Origin of the sequence: Enterococcus sp. DIV1375a (assembly GCF_051712205.1) — a bacterium.
GTDB lineage: Bacteria > Bacillota > Bacilli > Lactobacillales > Enterococcaceae > Enterococcus > Enterococcus faecalis.
Map to the genome: position 1 here is coordinate 19,326 of NZ_JBIOOM010000001.1, position 15,547 is coordinate 34,872.

Genomic DNA, 15,547 nt, shown 5'->3' on the forward strand with positions numbered 1-15,547 from the left:
TTTTAGTGTATTTTTTTAATGATACACTGTATCATGTAAATTAATTAGTGTATCGATTAAAGGAGCCATCAAAAATGAAGCGGATTGAAAAAATCTATCAATATGTTAAAGAGCAAACGAAGAATTTAACGCCAATGATCTTAACAAGTGATGCGGGAGTCACGACACAAGAAATTTCAGAACGTTTAAACATTCAGCGGACCAATGCTAGTAAAGATTTGAATCAACTCGTTCGTGAAGGGCGCTTGAAAAAATTATCTGGTCGTCCAGTAAAATATGTCGCGCAGGTGGCGTTTCAGCATCGACCATTAACCAAGCCAGTTAAAAGTTATCGGGAAAAATCAATGGATCACTCCACAAAAACTTTTATCGAACCATTGGTTGAACCAGTAGTCACGACCAGTAAAACCCCAGAAGTTGAAGATATTTTCAAAAAAATTATCGGTTCAGCTGGAAGCATGAAAACGCCGGTTGAACAAGCCAAAGCAGCGATTTTATATCCGCCAAAAGGCTTGAATTGTTTAATTACTGGACCAACAGGTTCTGGGAAAACTTATTTTGCTCATGCCATGTTTCAATTTGCGAAGTTGAACCAAATTGTGGCCAAAGAAAAAGAGTTTGTGGTGTTTAACTGTGCAGACTATGCGCATAATCCAGAACTTTTGATGTCGCATTTATTTGGGTATGTAGAAGGGGCCTTCACAGGCGCTACGAAAGCGAAAGAAGGGATTATTGATGAAGCAGATGGCAGCATTCTGTTTTTAGATGAAGTACATCGGTTACCACCCGAAGGACAAGAAATGATTTTTTATTTTATGGATCACGGCGTGTACGCGCGTTTAGGTGAAACAGTGAAATCACATCATGCAGATGTTCGGATTATTTGTGCTACGACGGAGAATCCTACTTCTTCTTTATTGAATACTTTTGTGCGACGCATTCCGATTATCATTCAATTACCGAACTTCAGTGACCGTCCTGCGAAAGAAAAAATTGACCTCCTAAAAGTGATGGTTTCAATGGAAGCAGCGCGGATTCAACGGCGAATCTCTTTGTCAGAAGATGTGGTCAAAGCGTTAATCGGAAGTGTTTCTTATGGAAATGTCGGTCAGCTAAAATCGAATGTGCAACTTGTGACTGCGCGAGGGTTCCTTAATCAGATGGAACAAGAGGAATTAATGATTACGATGGACGAATTAACGGACAATATTAAAGAAGGCATTATGCAACTTGCCAGTAATCGAGAAGTATTGTCGGAGTTATCGAAATATCTGGAACCGCAATTAGTGGTATCACCAAATGAATCTTTAGTAGCTATTCAGTCAGATGCCTATGAATTGCCTTACAATCTATATGAGATTATTGGAGATAAAGCGGCTCTCTTAAAAGCAGACGGCTTGGACCAAGAACTAATTAATAATTTTATTACAACGGATATCAATGTTCATTTAAAATCTTTCTACAAAGATTATGGATTCACCTTTGATACAGAAAATAAATTGGCTGAAATTGTTGACCAACGAATTATTGATGTCACTAAGAAAATTTATAATTTTGCAGCGAAGCGGTTATCGTATTCGTTTCAACCCAACTTTATTTATGCAATGAGTTTACACATTAGTTCTTTCTTGAAACGCATCCAATTAGGCAAAGATCCTAAGCATCCTTTAAATGAAAGTATTCGAAATATGGTTTTAGATTATCCAACAGAGTTTGAAATAGCGAAAGAAATTAAAAATATTATTGAAAGTAGTTATCAGATGGAGATTCCTGAATCTGAAAGTTACTATTTAGCTGTTTTGCTCATTTCTTTAAGAGAAAATCCTGAGGCTGGCCGGATTGGCATTGTCGTGGCTGCGCACGGAAATAGTACCGCTAGCAGTATGGTACAAGTGGTTTCTCAATTGTTAAATGTTGATAATTTGAAGGCTGTGGATATGCCGTTAGATATGCCACCGAAAGAAGCTTTGCGTAAAATCGTTGAAGCAGTTGGTGAAGTGAATGAAGAGAATGGCGTACTATTATTGGTGGATATGGGTTCATTAAGTACGTTTTCAGAAGAAATTGTACGCCAGACAGGCATTGATGTGCGGACAGTAGACATGGTGACCACGCCAATTGTGCTTGAAGCGGCCCGCAAAACCGCATTAATTGATACACAATTGGAAACACTTCACGAGTCCTTAAAAAACTTTCATGGCTATGCCGATATTCGCCAAAGTGAAACGAAACAAATCATTGAAAATTGGAAAACAAGAGCAATTATTGCTATCTGCGCTTCTGGAGAAGGAACTGCGCGCCGAATGAAAGAGCTTATTGAGGAAGCTGTCTTGCCACAAATAGACTGGCATTTAGAAGTGATTCCTTTGTCCATTGTAAATATGAAAGAAGTCTTGCCTAAAATTCAAGAAGACTATGAAATTATTGCGACAACTGGGATTACCAATCCCAAAATTGGAGTTCCTTATATTTCCATGGAAAATTTCTTTTCCGGTGAAGCAGAAAAAATTATTCAGCAATTACTAGCAGAGCGGAAAGAAGAAGTAATGAATAAGCCGTTGGACGAAGCGGCAGCAAAAGAAATTTGTCTCAAATATATGGAGCAAAGTTTCACTTTTATTAATGGAAAAAAAATCATTGATCTGTTGTGGTCATTCGCTAAAAATATCCAAACCCAATTAGCGATGCCAGAAGAGTACACATTTTACATTAATTTGATTATGCACACATCGGGCATGTTGGAGCGTATTTTACGGAATGATACACTGACGGTTTCAGAAAAGGAACTTGGTCAATTGGTTCAAGAGCCAATTTATCCAGTGATTGTGGCCTCAATTGAGACTATGGAAGAAGCTCTTAATATGGATGTTCCAGCAGAAGAAATTTATTTTATCGCACAGTTAGTCAAAAATGCCCAGTGTATCGAAGATAAAATCACCGAAATTGATACACTAGATTAATACAGAAAAATAGATACACTATTTATTAGTGTATCTATTTTTTGATTTTCTTAAAAAAACCTATAATTTTCTAGGTTTCGAACCGATACACTAAAGTTGGCACGAAACTTGCTTATAATAAGGTGTCCCTTTTTACCTAAAATTTTTAAGTAAAAAGACAAAGGTCCTAACCTTTAAAAATGAATTTAAAGGAGCATTCCCGATGGTAATGGATATTCGTTTAGCTCGAATTGATGATCGATTAATTCATGGCCAAGTAGCAACTGTTTGGGCAAAATTGACGAACATTAATCGCATTTTAGTGGTTAGTGATTCCGTTGCTCATGACAATTTGAGAAAAGCCTTGTTGGTCCAAGCTGCTCCACCTGGTGTCAAAGTAAATGTCATCACTGTTCAAAAAATGATTGATGTTTACCCTGATCCTCGTTTTGATTCGTTTCGAGCCATGTTGTTATTCACTAATCCTTTGGACGTGAAACGAGTGGTCGAAGGCGGTGTACAACTAACTTCTGTGAATATTGGCGGAATGAGTTTCAGCACAGGCAAGCGAATGATTACGAATGCAGTCGCAGTGGATGCCAACGATTTAAAAGCATTTCTGTTTTTAAATGAACAAGGTATTGAATTGGAAATTCGAAAAGTCGCAGCAGACAGCCAAGTGAATTTGATGGATTTACTGAAAAAAGAGCGTAGCAAAGAAAATAACGCCAGCTGACGTTTATTTTTACAGACGAAAGACATTGAAAGGATGTGGTGGCCTAGGACCAACATCATTGCTTCATGAACTGTATTGATAAAGGCAAGTGCTGATGTTGAAAAAAATCAAGAACTATTGAAATTTTTTCATTTATTTTTGTCAGAATCTGATTTATCTGATTTTTTTCAAAAAGTGAAAGCGTTTAGCAGTACAACCATGAAAAAAAACATCAATTATACAGGAGGTATAAAAATGGTAGGAATTATCCTAGCAAGTCACGGTGAATTTGCTGAAGGGATCTTGCAATCTGGTGCAATGATCTTTGGCGAACAAGAAAATGTAAAAGCAGTTACGTTAATGCCTAGCGAAGGTCCCGATTATGTAAAAGCAAAAATGCAAGAAGCCATTGCATCGTTTGACAATCAAGACGAAGTACTATTTTTAGTTGACCTATGGGGAGGAACACCATTTAACCAAGCAAACTCATTGTTAGAAGATCATAAAGACAAATGGGCAATCGTTGCAGGTATGAATTTACCAATGGTTATTGAAGCATATGCTTCTCGTTTCTCTATGGAATCAGCACAAGAAATTGCGACACACATTCTTGAAACAGCAAAAGATGGTGTCAAAGTTAAACCAGAAGAGTTACAACCAGCAGAAGCACCAAAAGCTGCTGCGACAGAAGATGCACAGCCAAAAGGTTCGTTACCACCAGGTACAGTTGTTGGCGATGGCAAAATTAAATTCGTGCTAGCACGTATTGATTCACGTTTATTACATGGTCAAGTAGCAACAGCTTGGACAAAAGCAACACAACCAAACAGAATTATTGTTGTTTCTGATGCCGTTGCAAAAGATGACTTACGTAAGAAATTAATCGAACAAGCAGCTCCTCCAGGAGTAAAAGCCAATGTTATTCCAATCAGTAAAATGATTGAAGTAGCGAAAGATCCGCGTTTTGGCAATACAAAAGCATTATTATTATTTGAAAATCCTGAAGACGTCTTAAAAGTGGTTGAAGGCGGCGTAGAAATCCCAGAAGTAAACGTTGGTTCAATGGCTCACTCTGTTGGAAAAGTCGTTGTAAGCAAAGTATTATCAATGGGTCAAGAAGACGTTGATACGTTTGATGAATTAAAAGCCAAAGGCATCAAATTTGATGTGCGTAAAGTGCCAAATGATTCAAAAGCGAATATGGACGAAATTTTGAAAAAAGCAAAAAATGAGTTAGCAAACGCGTAACTCGCCAAATACAAATCAAAATAGGAGGCTTATCATGTCTGTTATATCAATTATTTTAGTTTTACTCGTTGCCTTTCTAGCTGGTATGGAAGGGATTTTGGATGAGTTCCAATTCCACCAACCGTTAGTAGCATGTACATTAATCGGATTAGTTACTGGTAATTTAGAAGCCGGAATTGTTTTAGGTGGTACTTTACAAATGATCGCGTTAGGTTGGGCAAACATCGGGGCTGCCGTTGCACCGGATGCCGCTTTAGCATCTGTTGCCTCAGCAATTATTTTAGTTTTAGGTGGCCAAGGTGTTAAAGGTGTTCCTTCAGCGATTGCCATCGCAGTTCCTTTAGCGGTTGCAGGTTTGTTCTTAGCAATGATCGTTCGGACAGTTGCGGTTCCAATCGTTCACATGATGGACGCGGCTGCTGAAAAAGGCAACATTAAACAAGTTGAAATGTTACACATTTTCGCTGTATGTTTACAAGGTATTCGTATTGCGATTCCAGCAGGTGCTTTACTATTCATTCCTGCTGACACTGTTCGTAATTTCTTAGAATCAATGCCAGCTTGGTTAACTGATGGTATGGCTATCGGTGGTGGTATGGTCGTTGCCGTAGGTTATGCATTAGTAATCAACATGATGGCAACAAAAGAAGTATGGCCATTCTTCATTATCGGTTTCGTAGTCGCAGCGATTTCTCAATTAACATTAATCGCATTAGGTGCTTTAGGTGTCGCTTTAGCTCTTATTTACTTGAACTTATCTAAAATGGGCGGTTCTTCTAACTCAAATGGCGGAGGCAACTCTGGCGACCCATTAGGCGATATTTTAAACGACTACTAATTCTGAAGGAGGAGCAAAGAAAATGGCAGAAAAAATTCAATTAACTAAAAAAGATCGTTTAGCTGTAGCTTGGCGTTCAACATTTATCCAAGGTTCTTGGAACTATGAACGTATGCAAAACGGCGGCTGGGCATTCTCAATGATTCCAGCAATCAAAAAATTATATAAAACGAAAGAAGAACGTTCAGCGGCGTTAAAACGTCACTTAGAGTTCTTTAATACACACCCATACATTGCCTCACCAATTCTTGGTGTAACATTAGCTTTGGAAGAAGAACGTGCCAATGGCGCACCAGTTGATGACGTAGCGATTCAAGGGGTTAAAGTTGGGATGATGGGTCCTTTAGCCGGTGTCGGTGACCCAGTTTTCTGGTTTACTGTTCGTCCAATGTTAGGCGCTTTAGGTGCTTCCTTAGCAATGGGTGGTAACATCTTAGGCCCAATCTTATTCTTCGTTGCTTGGAACTTAATTCGTTGGTCATTCATGTGGTATACACAAGAGTTTGGTTACAAAGCAGGTTCTAAAATTACTGATGACCTTTCAGGTGGTTTACTACAAGATATTACAAAAGGTGCTTCTATTTTAGGGATGTTCGTACTGGCCGCATTAGTTCAACGTTGGGTATCGATTAAGTTCTTACCAATTGTTTCACAAGTTAAGTTAGACAAAGGTGCTTATATCGAGTGGGATAAACTTCCTGCTGGCGGTGAAGGAATGCATAAAGCCTTTGAACAAGTGAACCAAGGCTTGGCGCTTTCACCAACGAAAGTTACTACTTTACAAGATAACTTAGATCAATTGATTCCAGGTCTAGCACCATTACTACTTACATTCTTATGTATGTGGTTATTGAAGAAAAAAGTTAGCCCAATCGTTATCATTCTTGGTTTATTCGTAGTCGGCGTTGTCGGCCACTTAATCGGCTTATTATAAGAATGACGAGGTCGGGACAGCACCGTTTAGCTCCGAGAAATAAGAAGAAATTTTCGAAAATTGCTCTTTAATTTTTGGAGAATTTCGGCTTATTTCCGAAGGAGCTGGTTCTGTTTCCGCCGTTTATCAGTTTTTGATTCTGGAACAAAAAAAGCGGAAGAGAAGTCGAGAAACTTTTCTTCCGCTTTTTTAAACAAAGATGTAATTTTGTTTGTTTCGATCAGGAAAGAAACGTATAATAAAGAGGAATTAGTCGAATGAAATGGAGCAGATAACATGGTACAATCATTAAACACAAAAGTTGATTTAGTTATAGATGCGACGGCATTTACAGGATTAACAGATTATGGACAAATTATGATAGGTGACCGCGGGTTTGAATTTTACCATGCCAAAGATCCACGTAAGTTTATCCAAATTCCGTGGGAAGAAGTCGATTACGTGTTGGCTTCAGTAATGTTCAAAGGAAAATGGATTCCTCGTTATGCGATTCAAACCAAGAAAAATGGGACGTATACGTTTGCTTCAAAAGAGCCGAAGCGAGTGTTACGAGCTATTCGTGAATATGTTGATCCAGATCACATGGTCCAATCTTTGAGTTTCTTTGATGTCATAAAAAGAGGGATCCTCTCGATTGGGAAAAAGAAAAAATAATTTATAACTGTTACTTTTTTATAAACTAGATGAAAAAGTAGCGGTTTTTTTGTGGGATAAATTGACGGAAAGCAATGGTGATGTTACTTTTATTTATACAAAAATGTCTGAATTTTATACAAAAAAAGATAATTAATGTTTTTTTGTTTTTTTAAATATGTTTATTGTAAGAGTAGTTTTTATAAAATATAAAAAATATTTGACAACATATAAAATAGTAGTAACATAATAAGTGTAATAAATTATTTTATAGAGGAGTGAGTGTCATGGAACAACGACAACATCATGGAATAGACTGGGGTTCATTAGTATTAGGAATTCTATTTGTTCTGACTGCATTAATTTCCTTCCAAAATCCTGCCGGTAATTTAATTGCCATTGTGATGGTTTTTGCGATTTTTGCTATTATTAAAGGGATTTTCGAAATTTTTGTACGTAATCGTATGAAAGAATTGCTAGGCTACAAAGCTTATGCACCAATCATCTTAGGGATTATTGATATCCTAATTGGTGTTTACTTATTGTTTAACTTAAATATTGGTGTCGCTGTGTTACCATTTGTTTTTGCAATTTGGTTTTTATTCGACTCAATTTTCGGCTTATTTACTTTAGATTTTGCTAAACGAGTAAGCACAGGTTACTTCTGGTTCACATTAATTGTTGATGTTTTAGGGATTATCTTAGGTGTAATGTTATTATTTAATCCATTGTCTTCAGCATTAACTTTAAGCTTCTTAGTTGGCTTTTACTTTATGATGTTTGGTATTAGCAATATTGTATATGCTTTTAGATAAAAGAAGTAAAAAAACAGGTTTTCCGAAAAGGAAAACCTGGTTTTTTTTAATAACGACGGTGGCAGTTGCCATTATTTCCCGAAATTGTTCGAACAAGCCACACGATAATCGCTACGGGAACTAAAATTTTTACTGCTAGCCACAATAAGCTTCCCACGATACCGACAACGGCACTAAAGAGTGAACCGACAACTAAAAATAAAAGGACCACTAAAAGAATATTTATAAACATTGGTCGTTGATTATTCATACGTACTACCTCCAAATTTTTCCTGTTTTCTATATACAGAGTATAGCAAGAATGCGCAACAAGCACCTCCATCGGAAGGCTGATTTTTTTCTCTGGCGAATGATGGAGCCGCTGTTGGTTATTTTGGACTTTCTGATTGAAATAATCAGAATATTCTGGTGTATAATTATAAAAAAGGATTTAAAGTGAGGGATTGGATGACGACTGAGGGATTAATCGCTTTGTTAGAAAAGAAACGAAATGATTTAAGTAAAATTGAAAATCAAGTACTGGATTATATTTTGACGCATATGACGGAAATTAGTTCACAAACCATTTATGAGGTGGCGCAGGCGTTGTTTGTTTCAACAGCCACTATTTCTCGGACAGCCAAACACTTAGGTTATCGAGGCTTCCAAGAATTAAAATATGCGATCGTCCAATCGGTGCAGAGCGAGAGCACAGAAAGCGATAGTCGTAGTTTTCAAGCCATTACGCAACAGTTGATCGCCAACGTGCAAGATAGTTTTCAACAGATGGATGAAGCCAAAGTCGCGGAAATGCTAAAAATGATTGAGTGCGCGAATACGATTGAAGTGTTCGGTGTTGGTGGCAGTTTTCCTATTTGTACTGATTTTGCACGAAAGCTAACATTTTTAGGAAAAAAAGCCTATGCACGATCTGATTGGGATGAACAAGCGGCAGCAGTTAAGAATCTGGATGGACGGGATTTAGCCATTTTTGTCAGTTATACAGGAGAAACTAAGGGGATTTTAGCGTATGCATGTGTAGCGCAGGAACAGCAAGTGCCGATGATTAGTTTGATTTCGACTAAAGGAAGCACCTTGGAAAAATTGTCGACGACGACGTTATTTGCCAAAGGGACGACACGTTATCATCAGCGCGTGGATTTAAGTTCAAGAATTGCTGTCATTTGTTTGTTCGATACGGTTTTATTAATGTACGCAGAGGCAAAGCAGCCGCGGTAATTTTATGCAACACCATACTAAATGATGTAAGGGGATACAGAAAAAGTGTAGCCTCTTTTTTCTTTGTTTTGGGCTAGTTATAATGAGGTCAATGAATGTAAACGCAATCATTTTTAGTTTTGTAAAGAATGAATGGAGGAGTTAAGAAATGGCAGTAAAGAAAAAGAAAGCGACTTTCTGGGAGTTTTTCCAAGGATTAGGCAAAACGTTTATGTTGCCAGTGGCTTTATTAGCTTTTATGGGGATTTTGTTGGGATTAGGAAGTTCTTTTTCCAGTGAATCTATGATTGAAACAATCCCGTTTTTAGGAAAGCCCGCAGTAAAAATTATTTTCCAATTTATGTCGACAATTGGTGGTTTTGCGTTTGCCTATTTACCTGTCATGTTTGCAATGGCCATTCCGTTGGGGTTAGTTCGGAAAGAAAAAGGAATTGCTGCGTTTTCAGGTTTCGTAGGCTATACGGTGATGAATTTAGCGATTAATTTCTATTTAGTGCAGACGAATCGCCTCGTGGATCCTGAACAGTTGCGGGAAGCCGGCCAAGGAATGGTTTTTGGGATTCAAACGATTGAAATGGGCGTTCTCGGTGGAATTATCGCGGGGCTTATTGTCTATAAGTTGCATAATCGATTTTATACGGTGCAACTACCAGATAGTTTTGCCTTCTTTTCTGGCGCACGGTTTGTGCCAATTATTACTTCATTAGTGATGGCCTTCGTGGGATTAGTCATTCCGTTAGTTTGGCCACTTTTCGCGCTAATGATTATGGCGATTGGCCAACTTATCCAACGTTCTGGTATTTTTGGGCCTTTTCTGTTTGGGTCAGGGGAACGTTTACTGTTGCCGTTTGGGTTGCATCATATTTTGGTTTCCATGATTCGTTTTACTGAAGCAGGGGGTTCAGCGGTGGTGGCTGGCAAAGAAGTGTTTGGTGCGTTAAATATTTTCTATGCAGAATTGCAAAATAATTTACCGATTTCACCAAGCGCAACAGCTTTCTTGTCACAAGGGAAAATGCCGACCTTTATTTTTGGCTTACCAGCGGCGGCGCTTGCGATGTATCATACTGCAGCTCCGGCGAATCGACATAAGATTAAAGGCTTACTCCTTTCAGGTGTAATTGCTACGGCTATCACTGGCATTACAGAACCAATTGAATTTTTATTCTTATTTATTAGTCCATTATTATGGCTGTTTCATGTCATTATGACTGGTCTAGGTTTCATGGTAATGGCTTTATTGGGTGTTGTGATTGGAAACACTGATGGCGGGCTACTGGACTTTGTTATTTTTGGCTTGTTACAAGGAACTTATACAAAATGGTGGTGGGTTCTCATTGTCGGCGCTATCTGGTTTGTTGTTTATTATTTCGTCTTTAAAACAGTCATTGTAACCTTTGATTTAAAAACACCTGGACGAGACAAGGTCTTAGATGAGACTGAATATACCGATCAAGAAGTTCAATATAAGAAAACGGGTGGCTATGATGCGCCTGGGATTTTAGCGGCTTTGGGTGGGCAAGAGAATATTCAAGCTATTGATAATTGCATTACGCGTTTACGTTTAGTGTTAGCAGATGCTAATAAAGTAGATGATGACAAATTAAAGCAATTAGGGGCTTTAGGCGTCGTGCATTTAGATGCGCAGAATGTGCAAGTGATTATCGGAACCAAAGTGACAACGGTCCGTAATCAATTAGAGATGATTTTAGGTTAGAAAAAAGACAGAAGGTGAAGAGTGTGTCGTTTGATAAAGCAATTGATCGACGAGGAACGTATTGTACACAGTGGGATTTTGTAGAAGATCGATTTGGGGAAGCGGACTTGCTTCCCTTCACTATTTCCGATACGGATTTTGCTGTGCCAGAGGCAGTTCTGGCAACATTACAGGAGCGTTTGAAACATCCCGTATTTGGCTATACGAGGTGGAACCATCCACAATTAAAAGAAGCAATTCAAACGTGGTACCAGACAAGATTCCAGACGAAGATTGAAGAACACTGGATTATGTATACCCCGACCGTTATCTATGGGATTTCTGCGTTGATCCAATTATTAACTAATGAAGGGGAGGGCATTATTTTACAAACACCTGCGTATGATGCATTTTTTAAAGTTATTCAGGAAAATAAGCGGCAAGTAGTGGCAAATGAACTGCTTTATCAAGAGAAGCGCTACAGCATTGATTTTATTGATTTAGAAAAAAAACTAGCGCAACCAGAAAATCGCTGTTTGCTTTTATGTTCCCCGCATAATCCAACAGGACGTGTTTGGGAGCAATGGGAATTAGAGCGAATGGTTTCATTGTGCCAACAGTATGATGTGTTTTTACTTTCTGATGAAATTCATATGGATATCGTTAATAAAGGCCAAGTTCATCGACCAATTACGCAATTTGGTTATAAAAAATCTGCCATTATTACCAGTGGCACGAAAACCTTTAATTTTCCAGGGCTGATTTTTGCTTACGCCCTAATTCCAGATAACGAATTACGTGACGCTTTTCAGCTCAAATTAAAAAATGCCGATGGTTTATCATCAACAAGTATTTTGGGAATGCTAGCAACCATGACGGCCTATCAAAAATGTGGTACTTGGGTTGACGAGTTGAATGATTATTTAGCGGAGAACCAACGTTACGTGAAAGATTTTTTACAGACATATTTGCCAAAAATTAAAGTGACGGAGCTGGAAGCCACTTACTTAATGTGGTTGGACGTATCAGCGGCAGTTCCAGATGTGGCCCGCTTACAAGAGGCTTTAGTTTCTGTGGGGAAAGTCGCCATTATGGACGGCTCAATTTATGGCGGTAATGGACAGCGATTTTTACGGTTAAATATTGGCTGTTCGCAAGCAAAACTACACGAGGGACTTGAAAGGATGCGCCAAGGTTTTGAAGCTGTTTTACAAAAGGATGGCACAACATCAGCGCTTGGGAATAATTGAGAAAAGATAGCATTCCGAAAATGGTTGCAGTACAATGGAAAAATAGAAACAAATAAAATAACAAAAAGTAACAACTTGTCATTTACTGGGGGAAAAGAAATGAAAACAATTAAAACAAAGCAAGCACCACAAGCAATTGGGCCATATTCACAAGCAAAAATTGTGAATGGTTTATTGATTACTTCTGGTCAGATTCCACTGGATCCTGAAACAGGCAAGGTGGTTGGGACAACGATTAAAGAACAAACCAATCAAGTACTGAAAAATATTCAAGGGCTTTTAACAGAAGCTGGTAGTGATTTTGCTCATGTAGTCAAAACGACATGCTATTTACAAAATATGGCGGATTTCACGGCATTCAATGAAGTCTATGCTGAGTATTTTAGTGCGGAATATCCTGCACGCACAACGATTGAAATCTCTAAATTACCGATGGATGTGTTGGTGGAGATTGAGATTATCGCAGAAGTAGTGGCGTAAAAAATACAGTTAAAAGAGTGAGAAAAAATCGTCTTAGATTTTTTTCACTCTTTTTTTTCAATAAAACAATACGATTCAGCTAAAATGTCTAGCCGTGCTGGAAAATTTTCAGCAAATAGGCTACCATGGAAGAAAATCGATAAAACGAAAGTTAAATGAATAGAAAAGAGATATGAAAGAGGCTATAAGATGAAAAAAAATATTAGCCAACTAACGCAGTGGTTGAAAGAACACAGTTTATTATTGAAACTAATTTTTCTTGGTTCTGTATTAGTTTTCGTGGCTAACCAAGTGACACATATCGCTCAAGGCATGACCTGGGCGGATATTTTTTCCACGATGGAACAACAAAGTACGGGGCGTTTAATTGGTATGGTCTTGGCAGGACTATTAGGGGTTATTCCGATGCTCCTTTATGACTATGTAGTCGTTAAATTATTGGAAAAAGAAGGTAAGCCACCAATGAAACGAATGGATTGGTTAACTTCGGCTTGGGTCACTAATACCATTAATAACTTAGCGGGTTTTGGCGGCGTGGTTGGGGCAACGCTACGGATTAATTTTTACGGAAAAGATGTACCGCGGGGCAAGGTTGTAGCAACGGTCTCAAAAGTTGCTCTGTTCTTGATTTCAGGGTTATCTATTTTATCTTTTGTGGCGTTTGTTGATTTATTTTTTATTCGAACCCAAAATGTTTTTCGTGAATATTGGGTTTGGTTATTATTGGGCAGCCTGATTGCGCCAGCGCTCTGGTTTTTCACGTATTTAAAACGGCGAACATTGTTTAAAACATTTTTTCCAAAAGCGGTGCTCCTTTTATTCGGCGCTTCATTAGGTCAATGGCTAGGTGGGATGTTTGCTTTCTTGATGATAGGTCGCTTGATGCAGGTGCCAGTTTCGATGGTTTCTGTTTACCCAATGTTTGTTATCGCTACGTTGATTGGGATGTTAACTATGGTTCCTGGTGGTATGGGAACGTTTGATGTCTTAATGATTTTGGGCTTATCACAATTAGGGATTGATCGATCACAAGCGGTCGTCTGGTTGTTGTATTATCGTTTGTTCTATTATGTGACGCCCTTTATGACAGGAGTTATTTTGTTCTTGCAACAAGCAGGCATGAAAGTTAATCAATTTTTTGATAATTTACCTCGGTTATTTTCACAAAAAGTGGCGCATTTTATTTTGGTGGCGGCGTTATATTTTGCAGGAATTATGATGGTTCTATTATCGACTGTGACGAATTTGTCGAATGTCAGTCGTTTATTCCAAGTGTTACTTCCCTTTTCTTTTAATTTTTTAGATCAAACATTGAATTTATTTGTAGGATTCTTGTTATTAGGTTTAGCTCGAGGCATTTCTATGAAAGTGAAAAAAGCTTATTGGCCTACAATTATTTTACTAGGATTTTGTATTGTAAATACGGTGGCACGAACGACTTCGTGGCAGTTGATTGCTGTTTATGCCGTTATTTTATTGGCGGTTATTTTGGCTCGTAAAGAATTTTATCGTGAAAAGTTTGTTTATTCATGGGGCGCTTTAACGGTAGATAGTATTTTGTTTGGCTGCTTGTTTATCGGTTATGCGGTTGCTGGCTATTACGCCGCACGACCAGCTGGTGGCAATCAAGTTATCAATCACTTTTTGTTGTTTCCGTCAGATGATGTTTGGTTTAACGGATTGATTGGATTAAGTATTTCCTTGATTGGTTTATTCTTTTTGTATCAATATTTAGCCGAAACAACTGTTACTTTAGGTGAGGGGTTTGAAGAAGCGCGGTTGACACGCTTTTTGGAAAAATTTGGTGGCAACGAAGGCAGTCAATTTTTATATTTAAAGGATTATGGTCATTTTTATTACCAAGAAGAAGTCGAAGATCAAGTACTTTTTGGGTTTCAAATGAAGTTTAATAAATGCTTTGTCTTGGCGGATCCAATTGGGCAACGAGAGAAATGGACAGCGGCGACACTGGCGTTTATGGATCAAGCTGATTTGTTAGGTTATCAATTAGTTTTTTATCGTATCTCGGAAGAATATGTTATGAATCTTCACGATTGCGGCTTTGAATTTATGAAAGTTGGGGAAGAAGGCTTGATTCAATTTGATGAGCCGTCAACAGTGAATCAAACAGCCTGGACGGAAACAGTGACTGAAAAAATAGCAGCAGAAGCAGCGGATTTTCAGTTTGAATTTTATCCCGAAACGATTAGTGATGCCTTATATCAAGAGATAGAACGAGTTTCTGCGGACTGGTCACGGAATCAAAAAGAGCGCTACTTTATTGGTGGACGGTTGGATCCCGAGTATTTGAAATGCAGTAGCGTGGGCTTGGTGAGACAGAAACAAACGGTCATTGGTTTTATTACGGGAAAAGAAATGGAAAAAGGCAAAAGTATTTCGTATGATTTGTTACGTATTCGTTCAGAAGCACCTGCTTTTACTAGAGAATATTTGTTCACTCATTTTATTGAAACCTATCAACAGCAGGGCTATCAATTAATTGATATTGGGATGGCGCCGTTGGCTAACGTAGGGGAGAGCAAGTACTCTTTCTTAAAAGAACGCTTTGTTAATATTTTTTACAAGTATAGTTATCAAATTTATGCGTTTCAAGATACACGCAAGCGCAAAGAACAATATGTCACTAGTTGGCAACCACGTTATTTTGCTTATCCTAAGCGGACCAGTGTACTCTTTGCTTTTGTGCAACTTTCCTTGTTGATTACGAAAGGAAGACATCAAAGTGTTTCGCTTGTGGAAGAAGCAATGACTGAAATTTAA

14 protein-coding genes are annotated in these 15,547 nt (G+C 38.2%); 13 read left to right on the forward strand and 1 reads right to left on the reverse strand.

The annotated features are described in order from the left end of the window. Positions 1–74 precede the first annotated feature (74 nt). The 8 genes from IGJ63_RS00080 (at position 75) to IGJ63_RS00115 (ending at position 8,122) form a co-directional block, all read left to right on the forward strand. Positions 75–2,960: a sigma 54-interacting transcriptional regulator gene (locus IGJ63_RS00080; RefSeq protein ID WP_101732142.1), complete on the forward strand. Its 2,886-nt coding sequence runs from the start codon at positions 75–77 to the stop codon at positions 2,958–2,960. Between the two features lie 202 nt (positions 2,961–3,162). Then, complete coding sequence (locus tag IGJ63_RS00085; RefSeq protein WP_002385473.1) at positions 3,163–3,675, forward strand: mannose/fructose/sorbose PTS transporter subunit IIB; 513 nt, start codon at positions 3,163–3,165, stop codon at positions 3,673–3,675. A gap of 234 nt (positions 3,676–3,909) precedes the next feature. Further along, a complete protein-coding gene (locus tag IGJ63_RS00090) occupies positions 3,910–4,902 on the forward strand; it encodes a mannose/fructose/sorbose PTS transporter subunit IIA (RefSeq protein ID WP_101732151.1) in 993 nt (330 codons plus the stop codon). A 34-nt stretch (positions 4,903–4,936) separates the two neighbouring features. Beyond that, positions 4,937–5,740: a PTS mannose/fructose/sorbose transporter subunit IIC gene (locus tag IGJ63_RS00095; protein WP_101732143.1), complete on the forward strand. Its 804-nt coding sequence runs from the start codon at positions 4,937–4,939 to the stop codon at positions 5,738–5,740. 22 nt (positions 5,741–5,762) lie between these two features. Then, positions 5,763–6,674 carry a PTS system mannose/fructose/sorbose family transporter subunit IID gene (locus IGJ63_RS00100; protein ID WP_002356032.1) on the forward strand — a complete coding sequence of 304 codons (912 nt, stop codon included), beginning with the start codon at positions 5,763–5,765 and terminating at the stop codon, positions 6,672–6,674. A gap of 60 nt (positions 6,675–6,734) precedes the next feature. Then, on the forward strand, positions 6,735–6,935 hold the full coding sequence (locus tag IGJ63_RS00105) for a hypothetical protein (protein WP_002416878.1): 201 nt from the start codon (positions 6,735–6,737) through the stop codon (positions 6,933–6,935). A 15-nt stretch (positions 6,936–6,950) separates the two neighbouring features. Further along, on the forward strand, positions 6,951–7,328 hold the full coding sequence (locus IGJ63_RS00110) for a DUF956 family protein (RefSeq protein WP_002356033.1): 378 nt from the start codon (positions 6,951–6,953) through the stop codon (positions 7,326–7,328). A gap of 266 nt (positions 7,329–7,594) precedes the next feature. After that, positions 7,595–8,122: an HdeD family acid-resistance protein gene (locus IGJ63_RS00115; protein WP_002383513.1), complete on the forward strand. Its 528-nt coding sequence runs from the start codon at positions 7,595–7,597 to the stop codon at positions 8,120–8,122. A gap of 46 nt (positions 8,123–8,168) precedes the next feature. Here the strand turns inward: IGJ63_RS00115 and IGJ63_RS00120 are convergent, their stop codons facing one another. After that, on the reverse strand, positions 8,169–8,372 hold the full coding sequence (locus IGJ63_RS00120) for a hypothetical protein (RefSeq protein WP_002383512.1): 204 nt from the start codon (positions 8,370–8,372) through the stop codon (positions 8,169–8,171). Positions 8,373–8,569: 197 nt separating this feature from the next. Here IGJ63_RS00120 and IGJ63_RS00125 point away from each other — a divergent pair, with 197 nt between their 5' ends. The 5 genes from IGJ63_RS00125 (at position 8,570) to mprF (ending at position 15,547) form a co-directional block, all read left to right on the forward strand. Next, complete coding sequence (locus IGJ63_RS00125; protein ID WP_101732144.1) at positions 8,570–9,340, forward strand: MurR/RpiR family transcriptional regulator; 771 nt, start codon at positions 8,570–8,572, stop codon at positions 9,338–9,340. 148 nt (positions 9,341–9,488) lie between these two features. Then, positions 9,489–11,057, forward strand: coding sequence for a maltose/glucose-specific PTS transporter subunit IIBC (gene malX, locus IGJ63_RS00130; RefSeq protein ID WP_002378674.1), 1,569 nt, complete (start codon positions 9,489–9,491; stop codon positions 11,055–11,057). 14 nt (positions 11,058–11,071) lie between these two features. After that, the gene (locus IGJ63_RS00135; RefSeq protein WP_025189151.1) at positions 11,072–12,286 is read left to right on the forward strand and encodes a MalY/PatB family protein; all 1,215 of its coding nucleotides are present in this window, start codon (positions 11,072–11,074) and stop codon (positions 12,284–12,286) included. A 99-nt stretch (positions 12,287–12,385) separates the two neighbouring features. After that, entirely contained in the window at positions 12,386–12,766 is a 381-nt protein-coding gene (locus IGJ63_RS00140) for a RidA family protein (RefSeq protein WP_010714971.1), read from the forward strand. 189 nt (positions 12,767–12,955) lie between these two features. Further along, a complete protein-coding gene (mprF, locus tag IGJ63_RS00145; RefSeq protein WP_101732145.1) occupies positions 12,956–15,547 on the forward strand; it encodes a bifunctional lysylphosphatidylglycerol flippase/synthetase MprF in 2,592 nt (863 codons plus the stop codon).